Source organism: Promicromonospora sp. NPDC023987, from assembly GCF_040639055.1.
In the GTDB taxonomy this organism is placed as follows: domain Bacteria; phylum Actinomycetota; class Actinomycetes; order Actinomycetales; family Cellulomonadaceae; genus Promicromonospora.
In genome coordinates, this window is sequence record NZ_JBEZZF010000057.1 from 20,680 (window position 1) to 38,549 (window position 17,870).

Consider the following 17,870-nt stretch of genomic DNA (forward strand, 5'->3'; position numbering starts at 1 on the left):
GCCCGCATGAACGCCGCGACCGAAGCCACCCACTGGATCCTCACCATGTCCTGCCCGGACCAGCCGGGAATCGTGCACGCGGTGGCGGGAATGCTCGCGGAGCACGGTGGCAACATCACCGAGTCGCAGCAGTTCGGCGATCCGGTGTCCGGCCTGTTCTTCATGCGCGTGCAGGTCGAGTCGACGGCGTCCCGCGACGAGCTCACCGCTGCGATGGCGCAGGTGGCGGACCGGTTCGAGATGACGTGGACGCTCGACGTCGTCGGCCGGCGCATCCGCACGCTGGTCATGGTGTCCAAGGCGGCGCACTGCCTCGTCGACCTGCTGTACCGGGAGCGCTCGCAGCGCATGCCGATCGACGTCGTCGGTGTGGTGGGCAACCACCGCGACCTCGAGGACATCGCAGAGTTCTACGGCAAGCCGTTCCACCACGTCCCGGTCACCAAGGACACCAAGGCCGACGCGGAGGCGACGCTCCGCGGCCTGGTCAAGGAGCTCGACGTCGAGGTCGTGGTGCTGGCCCGGTACATGCAGATCCTGTCCGACGAGCTGTGCCGCGACCTGAGCGGGCAGATCATCAACATCCACCACTCGTTCCTGCCGTCGTTCAAGGGCGCTGGGCCGTACCGGCAGGCCCACGACCGCGGCGTGAAGATCATCGGCGCCACCTCCCACTACGTGACCGGCGACCTCGACGAGGGGCCGATCATCGAGCAGGACGTAGAGCGCGTGGACCATTCCCGGACGGTCGAGGACCTGGTGGGCATCGGCGAGGACGTCGAGCGGCGCACGCTCGCCCGCGCCGTCCGCTGGCACGCGGAGCGCCGGGTACTCCTGGACGGCCGCCGCACGGTGGTGTTCCGCTGAGCTGAGCGGCCGTGCGCCGAGTGGTCGGCAGCGCACGGCCCGCCCTCAGCCCTTGACCGCGCCCGCCAGGGCGAAGGCCGAGCCTGAGATTCTCGTGACCAGCACGTACAGGCCCAGCACCGGCGCAGCGTAGAGCAGGGAGTACGCGGCCAGCTGGCCGTACGCGACCGACCCGTACTGCCCGAAGAACGCGAAGATGCTCACGGCGGCCGGCTGCTTCTCCGGGGAGAGCAGCAGCACGAACGGGACGAAGAAGTTCCCCCACGCCTGCACGAACACGAAGATGAAGACGACCGCGATCCCCGGCCGCATGAGGGGCAGCACCACCTGTCGCAACGCCTGCATGGCCGACGCCCCTTCGGTCCAGGCCGCCTCCTCCAGCGAGATCGGCACGGAGTCCATGAAGTTCTTCGTCATCCAGATCGCCATGGGCAGCGATGTCGCAGCCATGAAGAAGATGGTCCCCGGCAGCGAGTCCAGCAGGTTGAGCTGCACGAACAGCGAGTACACCGGGACCATGATCGCGGTGATCGGCAGGCACGTCCCGAACAGCACCGAGTAGAGGAAGTACTTGCCGAACCGCATGCGGTACCGCGAGAGCGGGTACGCCGCGAGCACGGCGACGACCACCGTGATGGCCCCCGCGCCGAAGGACAGCACGAACGCGTTCCACAGCGGCTGCCACGCCTGCTCGAACGTCATGATCGCGGCGAAGTTGTCCGTGGTCAGGGCGTCGGGCAGACCGAAGGACAGGGTGGCCTCGGCGTCGAACGAAGCGACGACCACCCACGCCATCGGGAGCACGAAAGTCACCGCTATCAGCAGCAGCACCAGGTTCGCCGCCACCTTGGTCGGCTTGGGGCGCGGCCCTGCCAGCCGGCCGGCCGTCCCGGCACGTCTCGTCTGCACGGCGGGTGCCGTCATCTGGCCGGCCATCAGTCCACCTCCGGTCGGAGCGCGCGGATGTAGATCACGGAGAAGACCGCACCCACGATGATCATCACCGTCGCGATGGCCGTGCCGTAGCCGACCTGCGCGAACTTGAACGCCTCCTGGTAGGCCAGGATCGGCAGCGTCGAGCTGTCGGTGCCCGGGCCACCACCGGTCATGACGTAGATCAGCGTGAACACGGACAGGGTCTGCAGGGTGGTGAGCATCAGGTTGGTCGAGATGCTGCGCCGGATGACCGGCAAGGTCACCCAGGCGAGCCGTTGCAGGCCGTTCGCGCCGTCGAGCTGCGCGGCCTCCGTCAGCTCCGGCGGCACCTCGGCGAGCGCCGCCGAGTAGACCATCATCGAGAAGGCCGTGCCGCGCCAGATGTTGGCGAGGATCACCGCGAGCATCGGGGTCGAGTACAGCCAGTCGTGGCCGGCGATCCCGACCCCGGCGAGCATGGTGTTGAGCGTGCCCTCGGTGTGGAAGAACGCGTACGCGGCGAACGCGGCGACGATCTCGGGCAGCACCCAGGCGGCGACCACGACGGTCGAGGCGATGGAGCGCACGGGCTTGACGGCCGACCGCAGGAGCCCCGCCAGCAGGATCCCCATCACGTTCTGCCCCACGACGGCGGAGAGGAACAAGAAGACGACGGTGAGCCAGAGCGACTTCGGGAAGTTGGGGTCACCGAACAGCGCCGTGTAGTTGTCGAACCCGATCCACTCGGGGTTCAGGGCCGCGGGCCCCGTGAGCGCGGCATTCGTGAACGAGCCGTAGAACGACCAGACCACGGGGCCCAGCATGAAGAGCGCAAGAAGGACGACGGCGGGCGCGAGTGGAACCACCCGCGCCGCGCCGCGGGACGTGACGGCCATCGAGTCAGCCCTGGATCGTGTTCTCGTCGCCGACGATGCCGGCTACTGCTTCGTCGTAGACGGCGGCTGCCTCCTCCGGCGTCTGCTGTCCGGTCATCACGGACTCCATGGCGACCATGATCTCGTTGGAGACCTTCGGGTAGTCCGAGGTCGCGGGCCGGAAGTGGGTCACGTCGACCAGGTCGGTGAAGAACTCGGTGGTCGGGTTCGACTCGGTGTACTCCGGGTCCTCGGCGACGTCGGTGCGCACCGCGATCTGGCTGTTCGCCACGTCGAACCAGAGGGAGTTCTCGCGGTTCAGGGCCATGGAGATGAACTCGAACGCGGCGTCCGGGTTCTCGGAGCCCGCGCCCATGGCGAGGGTCCAGCCGCCGGACATGCTCACGGCACCCGGCTCCTGGCCGTCCTGGGTGGGCATGGGAGCCGTGCCCATCTTCTCGGACCACTCGGGCCACGGCGCGACGCCGGACTCGAGCCAGTTGCCCGCCACCCAGGAGCCGTCGAGCGCGATGCCGACCTTGCCCTCGGGCAGCCACTCGGCCTGCACCGTGTTGCCGATGTTGGTGTCGAGCGCCTGCTGCGGGGTGGGCGCGAGGCCCTCGGTGAACACCGTCTCGATGAACTCGAGGGACTCGATGAAGCCCTGCGAGCCGAGGACCCACTTGCCGTCCTCGTAGAGCGTGTCGCCGGTGCCGTACAGCAGCATCTCGAAGCCCTGCATCACCGCGGCCTCACCCTGGGGCTTGCCGGAGTACATGTTGAACGGCACGACGTCGGGGTCGGACTCCTTGATCGCGCGGGCCGCCTCGAGCAGCTCGTCCCACGACTTCGGGGCCCAGTCCTCGGGCAGGCCCGCCTTGGCGAGCACGTCCTTGTTGAACCAGAGGCCGCGGGTGTCGGTGCCCATGGAGACGCCGTAGGTCTTGCCGTCGTCGCCCGCGCCGGCCTCCTTGGCGCTGTCGACGAACTGGTCCCACTCGTCCCACTCGGCGAGGTAGTCGTCCAGCGGTGCGAGGTACCCGGCCTCGACGTCGGACTTGATCATGTACGTGTCCTCGTACATGACGTCCGGCGCGGTGCTGGGTGACCGGTTCATCAGCGCGAGCTTGGTGAAGTAGTCGTTCTGCTGCGCCTCGATGGGCACCAGCTCGACGGTGACGCCAGGGTTCGCCTCCTCGAAGTCGACCTTGACGTCCTTGAACAGCTCGTCGGCCTGCGTGAAGTTGCCGAACTTCTGGTAGGCCACCTTGATCGTGGCGTCGTCGGACCCACCGCCGCCGGAGCCGCAGGCACCGAGCGAGAGGGCGAGTGCCGCTGCCGTGACGGGTGCGATAAAGAATCGTGCCGTGCGCATGAAGCTCCCTTGCGTCGTGCGAAGCCCGGCAACTCTGCCGGACAAGCTGAGGCACACGATTCACCCCTGGCGGGCCCGAGTCAAGAGACTCTCCGGACGAATTGTCAGCGCTGTCAGTTTGTCGGCTCCTGCTGGGCGCGGACGGCCACCGGGGGGACCCGGCTGACCAGCGCCTCCGGCCACCCCCAGAATCGTCAGTCGGCGATCAACCCGTGCGGGGATCAACCCTGGGAGTCGGCCAGAACCGCTACCGTTCGTCCCGGTACTGTGACCGTCCCTGCCCCGCGGTCCCAGGTCGTCTGCCGCACGACGGCGTCCGCACCACGCGCCTGCACCCGCGAGAGGGCGTAGCCGCGGCCCGCGAGCTCAGGGACCTCGACGGTGGCCGGCTCCGGCGACGCGTTGAACACCACAAGCACGCCGTCCAGCCTCCGGTCGACGTCGGTGGCGCCCGCGCGGTCGTCGATCGACATGGTGATCACGCCAGGGATCGCGTCGGGGCCGGAGCCGGGGAAGGTCACCTTCTGCTCGATCAGGTCGGCGGACCCGAGCCGGAACAGCTCGGTCGAGTGCCGCAGCTCCAGCAGCTCGGCCGCCTGCTCCGCGGCGAACCCGATGTCGTCAGGCCCCGGCTTGAGTGCGGCGTCGGCCAGCAGGAGCTGCTGGTGCGGCCACTTGTCCTCGTTGTCCGCGGCCATCGGCAGGCCGCGCCCGAACCCGTTGTCCTGCCCCGACCAGTCGATCGCGTTAAACCAGTCGCCGGAGTCGTACGAGTTGCGGTCCAGCGACTTGGAGCGCAGCAGGTCGGTGCCCGCGTGCCAGAACGACGGCGACTGCGACAGGGCGGCGGTCGCCAGCGAGACGGTGTTCATCCGGACCCGGTCCGTCATCGGCGTGTCGGCGGGCAGCTTGAGCGCGAGCAGGTCGAACAGCGTCTCGTTGTCGTGCGCGTCGACGTAGGTGACGACCTCCTCCGGCGAGTCCGCGTAGCCGGCGGGCGCGCCGCGGTAGTCGAGCTCGTCGCCCCGGACCTGTTCCCCGGACGAGGTGGTGACCTCGTAGGACCGCAGGTTCCCCGCCAGCCCGAGCTTGACCAGGTCGCTCTGGTGCGCCAGGTCGGCTGCCTCGTCGTCCCCGCCGTCGTTGACCGACGCCGGGTCGCCGAGCCGTGCCTCGTTCCCGTTCGGGTCGGTGAACAGCCCGGTCCCGAAGCCCTGGGTGAACAGCGACCCGCCGTCGACCGGTGAGCCGCCGTGGACGGCGTCGCGCAGGCGGTCACTGAACGTACCGATGCCCGTCCCGCCGAGCTGGCCCTGCGTGGCCTGCTCGAAGCGGGCGTTGCCGGCCACCTCGCCGAAGTCCCAGCCCTCGCCGTACAGGTACACGCTCGACCCGTCGACGCCGTCCTCCTCCAGGGTCAGGGCGTCCAGCGCCGCCCGGACCGCCTCCATGTTGGCGCGGGAGTGGTGCCCCATGAGGTCGAACCGGAATCCGTCCACGCGGTAGTCGCGGGCCCAGGTGACCACCGAGTCCACCATCAGCTTCTCTGCCATGGCGTGCTCCGTGGCGACGTTCTGGCAGCAGGTGCTGGTCTCGACGTCGCCGCTGGTCGCGTTCTGCCGGTGGTAGTAGCCGGGGACCACGCGGTCCAGCACCGACTTCGGGTCCTGGCCCGACGCCGCGGTGTGGTTGAACACCTGGTCCAGCACGACCTGCAGCCCGGACCGGTGCAGGTTGCCGACCATGGAACGGAACTCGGCGACGCGCTCCCCACCCTCTGCGTGGACCGCGTAGGAGCCCTCCGGCGCCATGAAGTGGTACGGGTCGTAGCCCCAGTTGAAGCCGTCCTGCCCCTGCACCTCCGCGACGGCGGCCTGCTGCTCCGTACCGTCGGGCGCGAAGCCGGACAGGTCACCCGTCGTGGCCTGCTCCGCACGGTCCTCGGGGATCGTCGCGATGTCGAACGTCGGCAGCAGGTGCACGGTGGTGAGCCCGGCGTCGGCCAGCGAGCGCAGGTGCTTCATGCCGTCCGAGCCGCGCACCCCGAACGCGCCGTACGTGCCGCGCAGCCGCTCGGGCACCGTCTCGTCGGAGATCGAGAAGTCCCGCACGTGCAGCTCGTAGATCGTCTGGTCGACCGCCCGCTCCACGACCGGCGCCGGCGTGGTGCGCCAGACCTTCGGTCGCCAGGTGCGGGCGTCGAGGTTCACCGCCACGGAGTGCGTCGAGTCGAGCGTGAGGCCCACCGAGTAGGGGTCGGTCACGACGTTGGTCTCGACCTGACCGGTGCTCGGCACGTACACCTCGACGGCGTAGCGGTAGCGCGCGCCCTGCCAGCCCGTTCGGTGGTCGCCCTTCGACAGGCTCAGGAACCGCCCGTCGAACGTCCAGGCCCCGTCACGCTGCCGCGTCATCTCGAAGGTCCGCGGCTCGGCACCGAGCGCGGTCCCCGCCGGCCAGGCCTGCAGCGTCACCGCACGGGCCGTGGGCGCCCACAGCGCGAACGACGCCCGCTTGCTGCCCTGCCACGTCACGCCCAGCGCGCGGTCGGTGGCGAACAGGTCGTCGAGCACGCCGGGGATCTGCACACCCGTGGCCGCGGTGAGCGTCTCGCCGTCGTGCCGGGTGAGCCGGAGCGGTCCCCGCAGGGCCGACGCCGCCGCGGCGCGGTCCAGGCCCTCGACCTCCAGGGCGAGGTGGCCCGCCAGGTGGGGGAAGTCGTCGGCCACCTCGTCGGGCAGCTCGCCGGGGACCAGCGGGTACGACGTCGGGTTCTCCGGGTCGCCGGTCTCCAGCGCCCAACGGTCACCGGCGCCGAAGCCCTCGGCCGGCACCAGGACCAGGTCCTCGCGCACCCAGTGCGCGGCCTGCTGGCCCTCCCCCGGCGTGCCGGGCGATCCGACCCGCACGCCGGGCACCTTGGTCTCCGGGTCCCAGGTGAACGTCACCGGGCCGCCGCCGGTGGAGTACGGGATGTTCGCGCCGTCGCGCACGCCGTCGGCCCCGTAGTTCTCCGCCCAGGAGCCGTTCAGGGCCACCTTGAACTCGTACGACCCTGCGGGCAGCTCGAACGTGCCGGTCCAGGTGCCGTCGTCGGCGAGGGTGAGGCGCGCAGCCTCGCAGTCCGGCGTCCAGTCGCCGGCGCAGCCCATCTCGCTGTTGTGCGATCCGGCGACGGTGACCATCTCGATCTCGGGGTCGGTGCTGTCGTCGACCATGCCGCTGACGTCGACGCCCACCGACGCGTACGAGCTGGCGGCGGCGCGGTCGCCGTCGGCGTCCTGGGCCACCGCGCGGTACTCGACCAGCGTGCCGTCGGGCAGGTCGGCGCCGTCCGGGCCGACGTCGTGGAACACCCGCGGGGACGTGTCCTCGGCGGTGCCGAGGTGGTGCCACTCGTCGGTGCCCACGGCACGCCAGGCGAACGAGGTCTCCGCCCAGGCGTCGTCGATCCCGGCGGCGACCGGCGCCACGCCGGACACCGCTGCGCCGGGTCGGGCGCTCGTGCCCGGGACGACTGTGACGGCGCCCGCGGTGTCGGCTCCTACGGTGCGGTCGGCGACCAGCGCGATCGCGGAGCGTGCGGGGACGGTCAGCGTGACCGCGCCGTCGGCGTCGGCCGTCAGCGGGGTGTCGGTGCCGTACAGCGGTGTGAAGGTGGCGCCCGGGGTGAGCGAGTCGAAGGTGACGGTCCGCCCGGAGTCCGCGTTGTTGGCGGCGACCAGGTGCTCGACCTGCTCGCCGCGGTGCACGCGCGAGAAGGCGTAGACGCCCTCGCCGTCGTCGGCGTACCGCTCGATCTGGGCGCCCGTGGCGAGCGCCGGATGCTCCTCGCGCAGGTCGGCGAGGGCCGCGATGTGCTCGTAGAGCGGGGCGTCGGTGCCGTACCGGTCGACGCTCCCTGCCTGCTCGCCCGTCACCAGGGGCTGGTCGGCGTACTCGTCGACCTGGGTGGCGAACAGGGTCTGCCGGGCGTCCTTGTCGCCGCCGGTACCCGCGAAGCCCTGTTCGTCGCCGTAGTAGACCACCGGCTGCCCGCGCGTGAGGTACATGAGCTCGTGCGCCAGCTCGTCCCGTGCGAGCGGGTCGTCGGTGCCCGCGAGCAGGTAGCCGACGCGGCCCATGTCGTGGTTCCCGAGGAACGTGGGCAGGGCCGAGCCGCTGCTGCGGGGCGTCGTGTACAGGTCGTCGGACGCGTACAGGTCGGCGAGCCGCTGTGCGCTGTTGCCGCTCGCGTAGCTCGTGGCGGCGGCCTGGAACGAGAAGTCGAGCACGGAGCTCATGGCGGTGCGCCGCACGTACGGGGAGGTCTTGGCGGCGTCGGCGTCGTACACCTCGCCGAACGTGAAGAACTCGTCCTTGCCCTGGGCGTGCGCGTACTCCTCGATCTCGGCCGACCACTCCTCCCAGAACTCGAAGTTCACGTGCTTGACCGTGTCGATGCGGAACCCGTCGATGCCGAGGTCGATCCAGGCCTTGTAGATCTCCTCGAAGCCGTCGACCACCGTGGGGTGCTCGGTCATGAGGTCGTCGAGGCCGCTGAAGTCACCGTACGTGACCGACTCGCCGGCCCACGTCGAGTTGCCGCGGTTGTGGTAGAGCGTGGGTTCGTTGAGCCAGGCGGGTACCTTCACGTCCTGGTCGGCCGGGTCGATGACCGGCGTGTACGGAAAGCTCGTCGCGGCGTCGAGCTCCGGGAAGCTGCCGGTGCCGGCGTGGTCGGCCGGGTCGAACGGGTTGCCGGCGGCGTCCGTGTACGGGGCCGTGGCCTGGTCCACGTAGTCGTAGGTGCCCTCGGCGTAGTCGACGACGTCGGCCGTGTGGTTGGTGATGATGTCGAAGTAGACCTTGAGGCCGCGCGCGTGGGCGTCGTCGATGAGCGCCTCGAGCTCCGCGTTGGTGCCCAGGTGCGGGTCGATCTGCGTGAAGTCGGTGATCCAGTAGCCGTGGTACCCGGCGCTCACGTCGTCGCCCTCGCCCTGTACGGGGCGGTTGAGGAAGCTCGGGGTGAGCCAGATCGCCGTCGTGCCCAGGCCCTCGATGTAGTCGAGGTTCTCGCGCAGGCCGGCGAGGTCGCCGCCCTGGTAGAAGCCCTTGTCCTCCGGGTCGAAGCCGGTGTCGAGCCGGCCGCCCGTCAGGCCGCCTTCGTCGTTGGACGGGTCACCGTTGGCGAACCGGTCGGTCATCACGAAGTAGAAGCGCTCGTCGCTGCCGGGCTGGCGGACGGGCTCGTGCACCAGTGCCTCGTCCGGCTCCGTGTACTCGCCGGCGAGCGTCAGCGGGGTCAGGGCGGTGCGGTGGGTGGTGTCGTCGTAGGTGACGCTGACCCGTGCCGCACCCTCCAGGTGCAGGGGCGCGTTGTCCTGGCCGCCGTCGCGGCCGTAGGCCTCGTCCCACGTGTCGTTCAGCGCGACCTTGTACTCGTAGGTGCCGGCCGGCAGCTCGAACTCCGCGCGGAACGTACCGTCGCCCTGGGCGACCAGCTCGGTGTCCGCGCAGCCCGGGTCCCAGTCGGCGGCGCAGCCGAGCTCGTCCTGGAGGCTGCCCACGAGGGCGGCGGTGCGGTCCTCCGCCTCGTTCGCGGTAGGTGCGGCGGGCTCGGCGTCGCCTGTCGTGGCCGACGCCGAAGCGGCGAGCCCGACCGAGGCCGCGAGCGCGATCGCGACGGCGGCCGCGCCGAGCTGTGTGGCGCGGGGACGCGCGGTGCGAGACATGGATGACCCCTTCGTCGTCCGGAACCCAGTGTGAGCCGAACGCGACTGTAACGCTTGCAGAACATTGCAGCAAGACTCGCTGCCGTCGGATCTGGCGCCCCGGGGTGGCGCAGCGGAAAGGTCCGCCGCCATCATGCGGTTGGGCCTGCTGCGGGGCCCGAAAACGTGCGCAACTGCATGGTGGAGGCGGACCTTCGGGATGCGGGGGTCAGAGCGGGAGCTTGAAGCCCTCGTGCGACTGCTCGATGAGCTCGACGACGCGTTCGAGGTCGTCGAGCTTCCCCTCACGGAAGATCAGGTCCATGGACGCCACCTAGGCAGACGCGCCGGACCCCAGGTCACCCTCAGTGACCGGAGCGTCCGACACGTACGATCGTGACGCTGCCCCGTCGCCCGTCCGGGGCTGCCCCCGTACCCCGAGAGGCGCTCCTTCCGTGACCAGCTCCCCCGCGCCCGCCACTCCGGACGCGACCCCGCGCAGCTCCTGGACAGCGCTCGCGGTACTCATCCTCGGGGTGTCGATGGCCCTGCTCGACACGACCATCGTGAACGTCGCGCTGCCGACGATCCGCACGTCGCTCGACGCGTCGGAGGGCACGCTGTCCTGGATCATCTCCGGCTATGCGCTCGCCTACGGTCTTGTCCTCATCCCCGCCGGCCGGATCGGTGACCGCGTAGGGCACAAGTGGGTGTTCGTCGTGGGCCTGGCCGGGTTCACGCTCGCCAGCCTCTGGTGCGGCCTCGCGGACGGCTCGACCGAGCTGATCGTGGCCCGCGTGGTCCAGGGTCTATGCGGCGGCATCTTCTTCCCTGCCGTGACAGCGCTGATCCAGCTGATGTTCGCCGGCCGCACGCGCGGCAAGGCGTTCGCCGTGATGGGCGCCGCAATCGGGTTCTCGACGGCCCTCGGGCCGATCGTCGGCGGGCTGCTCATCGAGGCGTTCGGCGAGGCCGAGGGCTGGCGCTCGATCTTCTTCGTCAACCTGCCGTTCGGGGTGATCGCGGTCGCCGCGGCGACCGTCCTGCTGCCGCGGATCGTCGTCGGGGGCACCTCGCGCGGGGTCGACGGCGTCGGCCTGCTGCTCGTCTCCGTCGCGCTCGTCGCGATCCTGGTGCCGCTCATCGAGGGCGAGGACGCCGGGTGGCCGTGGTGGACCTGGGCGTCCCTGGTGGGCGGTCTGCTGCTGCTCGTCGCGTTCGCGTTCTGGGAGCGCCGGTTCGTGGCGCGAGGCGGCAACCCGCTCGTCCCGCCGCACCTCTTCTCGCACCCCGCCTTCACCGGCGGCGTCGTCCTCGCTCTGGTCTACTTCGCGGCGTTCACCAGCATCTTCTTCACCGTCTCGATCTTCTGGCAGTCCGGGCTCGGTCACTCGGCGCTGGCGTCCGGGATCGTGTCGGTGCCGTTCGCCATCGGGTCGATCGTCGGGGCGACGCAGAGCGAGCGTCTGGCCCACCGCCTCGGCCGGCTCGTGCTCGTGATCGGCACCGGCATGGTCGCCGTCGGCCTCGTGTCGCTGTGGCTCGTGCTCTGGCTGGTGCCTGCCGGCGACCTGACCGGCTGGACCCTCGCCGCACCGCTCCTGGTCGGGGGCGTCGGCAGCGGCCTGTTCATCGCACCGAACGCCCAGTTCATCGTCGCCACCGTCGATCGAGCCGAGGCGGGGGCGGCCTCCGGCGTGATCGGCACCATGCAGCGGATCGGGTCGGCGGCAGGGATCGCCGTCATCGGCTCGGTGCTGTTCGGGTCGCTCTCGTTCCCGCCAGGCCGCCCGACGCCGGAGGTGGTCGCCGACGCCTTCAGCCACGCGGCGACCATGGCGATGGGCACCAGCGCCGCGCTCGCGGTGGCGGCGTTCCTGCTGGTGTTCGCGCTGCCGCGGCGGGTGGACCCGAGCGTGCGGCAGGCGTAGCCCGCGACCGTGACCGTCGCGAAAACCACCCGCGACTTCCCTGGCCTGCCTCGCGGCCGGCCGGTACGTTCCGGCCATGGCGGTCGCGTCCGCACCAGGTAGTTCCGGCACCGATCCCGGTGCGGTCCGCCCGCGCCCCGCGGACCTCCGGCCCGCATTCGCGTGGGGTCCGGTGGGCACCGCCGTGCTGGTCCTGGGGGCGCTGCTGACCGCGGTCAGCACCCAGTACGGGTATCACCGGGACGAGCTGTACTTCCGCATGCTCGACGCCGCCTGGGGGTACGTGGACCAGCCGCCCCTGACCCCGTGGCTGGCGCGGACGTTCGCCGAGCTGTTCGGCGACACGCTGCTGGTGATGCGGATCCCGGCGACGCTGGCCCACCTGGCCGCGATCGTGGTGATCGCGCTCGTCGCGCGCGAGCTGGGCGGGCGCACGGGGGCGCAGGCGCTGGCCGCCTGGGGCTACGGGACGGCGGCCATCCCGCTGGCGTTCGGGCACACGTTCCTCACCGCGAGCCTCGACCTGGTGGTGTGGCCCGCAGTGCTGCTGTGCATGATCCGGGCGGTGCAGCGCGACCCCCGGTGGTGGCTCGCGGCGGGTGCGGTCACCGGCGTCGCGCTGTACAACAAGCTGCTCGTCGTGGCGCTGCTCGGCGCGGTCGTGCTCGGCCTGCTCGTCGCCTGGCCGTGGCGTGCGCTGCGCACCTCCGACGCCGCCACGCGGTGGCCGCTCGCGACGCCCTGGCCCTGGGCGGGTGCGGTGCTCGCGCTGCTGGTGGGCCTGCCGAACCTCGTCTACCAGGCCACGAACGGGTGGCCGCAGCTCGCGATGGGCGCGGCGCTCGGCGAGAACAACGCCGCGGAGGTGCGCTCCGAGATGTGGCTCTTCCAGCTGCTCACGCTCGGCCCGCCGCTGGCCCTGGTCTGGATCGTCGGGCTGGTGTGGGTGTGGCGGCGGCGGCCGACGCTGCGGTTCCTGGTGGTCGCGTATCCGGTGCTGCTGGTGTTCACCTACGCGGCCGGGTCCCAGACGTACTACGCGACCGGCCTGCTGTCGGTGCTGTTCGCGGCGGGGTGCGTGCCGGTGGCCGACCGGGTCCGGCGTGGAACGGCCGTCGCCGTCGTGCTGGCCAACGCCGTGGCCTGCCTGGTCATCAGCCTTCCGCTGGTACCCGTCGCACTGCTGGGCAGGACGCCGATCGCCGGCATCAACTCCTCGGCCCAGGACGCCGTCGGCTGGCCCGAGTACGTGCGGCAGATCGCCGACGTGCACGCGGCGCTCCCGGCGGCCGACCAGGAGCGGTCGGTGATCCTGACCCAGAACTACGGCGAGGCCGGGGCGGTCGACCGGTTCGGTCCTGACCTCGGGCTGCCTCCCGCGTACTCCGGACACAATCAGCTGTGGGAGTACGGACCGCCCCCGGACTCGGCGACCGTGGCTCTGGTGCTCACGGAGAGCCCTGGCGCCTGGGACGACCGTTTCGCGGAGTGCGCGGTCCAGGGCCGGCTCGACAACGGCGTCGGCGTCGACAACGAGGAGCAGGGCGTGCCGATCCTCGTGTGCCGGGCGCCCGTCGGCGGCTGGGCCGCGGTCTGGCCGGAGCTGCGCCACCTGGACTGACGTGCCTACGGGCAGATCGGTCCAGGCGTTCCCGCGGTTGCCACGGGTCAGCCCTGAGCGAGGTGCTCCTTGACCTCGTCGTAGGCCACCTCGTCGGGTGCACCCTCGGTCGGCTCGAACACCATGAGCTGCACACCCTTGGGGAACGCCTCCGACGACACCAGCTTCAGGTGCGTCGTGGGGCCGTCAGCAGGGAAGAGCCGCTCGCCCTTGCCCGCCAGCACCGGGTGGACGAACAGGTTGAGCTCATCCAGCAGGCCGTGCCGCAGGAGCTGTCGCACGACCGACGGGGATCCCGACAGGAAGATGTCGCCCTCCTCCTGCTTGAGCGCCGTGACCGCCTCGACAAAGTCGCCCGTGAGCTGCTCGGAGTTGCGCCAGGTGAACTCGAGCAGTGAGCGGGACAGCACGTACTTGCGCTTGTCGCCGAGGTCCTTAGCCATCTGCGCGTCGTCCTCGCCGGCCTGCTCCCGTTCGGGCCAGGCGCCGGCGAAGCTGTCGTACGTCACGCGCCCGAAGATCATCCGCGGGGGTGCGTGCGTCCGGGTCACCGCCTCGCCCATGGGCTCGTCGAAGTACGGGAAGTGCCACTCGCCCTCGCCGACCTCGACGACGCCGTCGAGCGAGATGAACATGCTGGAGCTGAGCTTGGCCATGACGGTCTCCCTGGAGTGTTGTCGCTCGGTTCTACCCGTGTCTGACCACGGGCGCGCGGCAAACTCATCGTTCGCCGGCCGGCGAACCTCGCCGGCCGGCAGAGATCGTCAGCCGGCGAGGTGGCGCCACCTCGGCGCGAGGCCGGCCCACGGACCGACGTCGGCCACCTTCCCGTCCATCAGCACCACCACACGGTCGGCGCGAGCGAGCGCCGCACGCTTCGACGTCGCGCCCACCACCGTGGTGCCCCGCTCGCGCAGGGCGGCCCACAGCTCGATCTCGGTCGACGCGTCGAGCGCGCTGGAGACGTCGTCCGCCAGCAGGAGCTCCGTGTCCGCGGCGAGCGCTCGGGCGAGCGCGAGCCGCTGCACCTGGCCGCCGGACAGGCGTACGCCGCGGTGCCCCACGAGCGCGTGCGGACCGCCGGCCTCCTCCATGTCCTGCGCGAGCCGTGCACCCTGGACCGGGCCGACGATGTCGCGCGCGTGGTCGAGCCGGACGTTGTCGGAGAACGTGCCCGACAGCACCCGCGGCACCTGGGCCACGTGGGCCACCTGGCCCGGGCGCAGGAATGCCTGGGCGTCGGTCACCTCGGTCCCGTTCCAGCGGACCTCCCCGGTGTGCTCCATGAGCCCGGCCAGCGCGGACAGCAGCGACGACTTGCCCGACCCGACCTGACCGAGCAGGAGCACCAGCTCGCCGCGACGGACCTCGAGGTCGACGTCGGAGACGCCGATCGTGCCGTCGTCGTGCACGGCGGTCAGGTTCCGCAGCTCCAGGCGGTCCAGGGGCTCGCGCCGGGTCGACTCGGGTGCGGGCGCCGAGCCCTCCACCAGGTCCACGCCGGCCTCCCGCGAGACGAGGTCGACGCCGCCCGCGAACCGGGCCGTCGCGACCTGCCAGGCCCGGGTACCGGGTGCCTCGGTGACCACGGCGCCCGCGACGACGCCGAACCAGGCGAACCCCATCACGGCGCTCGAGACGAGCAGCGTCGTGGCCAGGTCCCACCTCTCGGTCAGGAAGAACCCCCACGCCGCGACGACGCCCATGTACAAGGCCACCAGCGGCACCGAGTCGAGGACCGCCTGCACCCGGTGCTCGAAGATCGCGGCCTTGACGCGACCGGAGTCGACCTCGCCGAGGTGCCTGCGTACGTCGGGCGTCCGCGCGGCCAGCTTCACCGTGCGGGCCGAGTCGAGCGCCGAGACCAGGGCGCGACCGAACCGGGCGCGCGCCGCCGAGGAGCCCGCGGCCGAGCGGCCCGCGATCGGCCGACCGATCGCCGAGGCGGCCGCCGACACCACCATGACCGCCAGCAGGACCGCACCCGCGGTCCAGGTCCCGCTGATGAGCGCCGTGACGGCAACGATGGCGAGGCCGTTGACGAAGTCGACCCAGCGGTCCGCGTACCGCACGAACCGGTCGGCGTCCATCGACCGGGCCACCACCTCGCCGGGCGGCGTGGCGGGCAGCCGGTACTGGCGGGTCTGCCCGTGCATGACCGACATCCGGATCCGCAGCAGCACCTCGACCCACCAGCGCGGGTACACGCCCAGCGCGCGGGAGATGAACAGCGGCTGCATCAGCAGCAGCACCGCGAGCGCGACGAGCAGGCCGACGGGCAGCTCGCCCGTGCCCACCTCCTCCACCGTGCGGCCCCACAGGAACCCGGTGACGGCACCCTGGGCGGCGACGAGGCTCGCCAGGAGGAAGAGGGCCGCGCCGAACAGGCCCCACTTCGGGCGCACGAACAGCGCGTGCAGCACCGCGCGCGCGAGGCTCGGCCCGTCACCGGGCGGCGTCAGGTCGGGCGGGGTCCCGGACCGACGACGGCCGCCGACCGCGTCGGGCCCCGCGCTGCCGTGTTCGGCGGCGCCGTGCTCGGCAGCCGCCGGGTATGCGTCGGCCGGATCGGCGGCGGATCCGCTGTCCCGGTCGCTGAGCACAGCAGGAGCCGTCACCGACTGGGCACGTGCCTCGGCCGCTGCACTGGTCCCCTGAGCGGCGCTGGTCCCGTGAGCAGCACTGGCCTCCTGACCAGCCACCGCGTCGTCCAGCGACCCGTCGCTCGCGCCGGCCTCCAGCAGCGAGCGGAAGGGACCCGGCATCCGAGCAAGAGCGGTGCGCGACCCCTGCTGCACCACGCGGCCGTGGTCGAGGACCGCGACGAGGCCGGCCCGCTCGATGGTGCCGAGCCGGTGCGCGATCAGCACGCCCGTGCGCCCGCTGAGCAGCCGGTCCGACGCGGCGACGACACGCGCCTCGGTGAGGGGGTCCATGCGCGCTGTCGCCTCGTCGAGCACCACGAGCTGCACGTGCCGGACGAGGAGCCGGGCGAACGCGACGAGCTGTTCCTCCCCTGCGGACAGCGTGGTGCCGCCAGGGCCGAGGAGCGTGTCGAGGCCGTCGGGCATGCCGGCCGCCCAGTCGGTCAGCCCGAGCTCGCGCACGGCGGCTTCGATGTCCGAGCGCGGGACGTCGGAGAACAGTGCGATGTTCTCCGCGAGCGTCCCCGCGATGATCTCGGTGCGCTGCGTGACCACGCCGACCGCGCCGCGCAGCTTCTGCAGGTCCAGGTCCCGCACGTCGGCTCCGCCGAGGAACACCGACCCGCGCTCCGGCTCGACCGCGCGCGACAGCAGCGCGGCGAGCGTCGACTTGCCCGATCCGGTACGGCCGACGAGCGCGATCGTCTCGCCGGCGGGCACCGTCAGGTCGACGTCGGCCAGAGCGAACGTGCCCTCCGCATAGGCGAAGGTCAGGTCGCGCAGCTCGAGCCCCAGCGGGCCGTCCGGCAGGTCGTCGCCCCCGTCGGGCTCCGGCGCGACCGCGAGCATCTGGCGGATGCGCAGCACGGCGCCGAGGCCCTCCTGGATGTCCGGCAGGTGGTGCACCAGGTTGTCCATCTGCCCCACGAACATCGCGGTGACCAGGAACAACGTGACCAGCTGACCGACCGACAGGCCACCGCCGGCAGCGACCACCGCGCAGACCACGGCAGTCCCGGCCAGCAGGGCGTACATCACCAGTCCGGCGCGCCGCAGCAGGCGCTCCTCGACGCGCACCACGGCACGGAACTTGTCGTGCACGATCGCCGACAGCTGCGCCACCCGACGGACGGCGAAGGCCTGCCCCAGGCTCGTGCGCAGGTCGTTCCGGGCCGCCACGGCCTCCTCGAAGGCTGCGGCGTGGTCGGTCCACGCCGCCTCCTCGATGACCTTGCGGCGCGAGATCTCACCGAGCAGGGGCCGGGTGAGCAGGGCGACGATCCCACCCAGCACGGGGAACAGGAACCAGGCCGGCCACCAGGTGATGCCGGCGATGATCCACATGGGAACGACGCCGACGACCGTGCGTCCGGCGCCCCACAGCTGGCGGCGCACCAGGGTGCCGACCGCGTGCGTGTCGTCGTCGACCCGGTCGAGGACCTCGCCGACCGCCTGCTCGGAGAGCGTCGCCAGCGGCTGGCGGAGTGCCGCGCTGAGCAGGTCGCTCCGCAGCTTGCCCTCGGCGCGGTCCACGACGCTGGCCCAGACCACTTGGCCGAAACCGTCGAACAGAGCGCCGCCCACGACGCACGCGGCGAGCAGCACCAGCCCGACGACGGTGGCGTCGGCCGCCAGCTGACCGGCCGCCACCGTACCGATGGCCTGGCCGACGGCGCCTGCGGTGAGGGCGAGGAGCGCGACGACGGCGGCCGCACCGCGCAGCCTGCGCCAGTCGAGCCGGCGTGCCGGGTCGTCCGTCAGGTGGTGTGCAGGACGAGGCGACGCCTCAGGAACGGGCGTTGTGTCGGGGGTCTGCGGCGCGTCGATCATCGTTTTCTGAGGCTACGTCGAGACACCGACAGTCCCCGCCTCTTTTTCCACGGAGCGACCAACCTCACGCCGCCCTTTGGTCGAGCTTGTCGAGACCTGGAGGATGACGCGGCGGCCT

The 17,870-nt window shown here is 71.5% G+C and carries 9 protein-coding genes; 3 read left to right on the forward strand and 6 right to left on the reverse strand.

Annotation, left to right across the window (positions count from 1 at the left end; all coding sequences use genetic code 11):
* Positions 1-6: 6 nt before the first annotated feature.
* Positions 7-867: a formyltetrahydrofolate deformylase gene (gene purU, locus AB0F40_RS21015; protein WP_357472049.1), complete on the forward strand. Its 861-nt coding sequence runs from the start codon at positions 7-9 to the stop codon at positions 865-867.
* A 45-nt stretch (positions 868-912) separates the two neighbouring features.
* Here purU and AB0F40_RS21020 read toward each other — a convergent pair whose 3' ends face one another.
* The 4 genes from AB0F40_RS21020 to pulA all read right to left on the reverse strand — a co-directional run bounded on the left by AB0F40_RS21020 (position 913) and on the right by pulA (position 9,746).
* Positions 913-1,803: a carbohydrate ABC transporter permease gene (locus AB0F40_RS21020; RefSeq protein WP_357472051.1), complete on the reverse strand. Its 891-nt coding sequence runs from the start codon at positions 1,801-1,803 to the stop codon at positions 913-915.
* Entirely contained in the window at positions 1,803-2,678 is an 876-nt protein-coding gene (locus tag AB0F40_RS21025; protein WP_357472053.1) for a sugar ABC transporter permease, read from the reverse strand. The genes AB0F40_RS21020 and AB0F40_RS21025 overlap by 1 nt, the downstream gene beginning before the upstream one ends.
* 4 nt (positions 2,679-2,682) lie before the next feature.
* Positions 2,683-4,032 carry an extracellular solute-binding protein gene (locus tag AB0F40_RS21030; protein WP_357472056.1) on the reverse strand — a complete coding sequence of 450 codons (1,350 nt, stop codon included), beginning with the start codon at positions 4,030-4,032 and terminating at the stop codon, positions 2,683-2,685.
* Positions 4,033-4,253: 221 nt separating this feature from the next.
* Positions 4,254-9,746, reverse strand: coding sequence for a pullulanase-type alpha-1,6-glucosidase (pulA, locus tag AB0F40_RS21035; protein ID WP_357472059.1), 5,493 nt, complete (start codon positions 9,744-9,746; stop codon positions 4,254-4,256).
* Positions 9,747-10,180: 434 nt separating this feature from the next.
* Between pulA and AB0F40_RS21040 the strand changes: the two genes are divergently transcribed.
* Both AB0F40_RS21040 and AB0F40_RS21045 read left to right on the forward strand, forming a co-directional pair.
* Complete coding sequence (locus AB0F40_RS21040) at positions 10,181-11,656, forward strand: MFS transporter (RefSeq protein WP_357472062.1); 1,476 nt, start codon at positions 10,181-10,183, stop codon at positions 11,654-11,656.
* A 76-nt stretch (positions 11,657-11,732) separates the two neighbouring features.
* Complete coding sequence (locus AB0F40_RS21045; protein WP_357472065.1) at positions 11,733-13,277, forward strand: glycosyltransferase family 39 protein; 1,545 nt, start codon at positions 11,733-11,735, stop codon at positions 13,275-13,277.
* Positions 13,278-13,324: 47 nt separating this feature from the next.
* Here AB0F40_RS21045 and AB0F40_RS21050 read toward each other — a convergent pair whose 3' ends face one another.
* Complete coding sequence (locus AB0F40_RS21050; protein ID WP_357472068.1) at positions 13,325-13,933, reverse strand: dihydrofolate reductase family protein; 609 nt, start codon at positions 13,931-13,933, stop codon at positions 13,325-13,327.
* Between the two features lie 108 nt (positions 13,934-14,041).
* Entirely contained in the window at positions 14,042-17,752 is a 3,711-nt protein-coding gene (locus AB0F40_RS21055; RefSeq protein WP_357472071.1) for an ABC transporter ATP-binding protein, read from the reverse strand.
* Between the last annotated feature and the right edge of the window lie 118 nt (positions 17,753-17,870).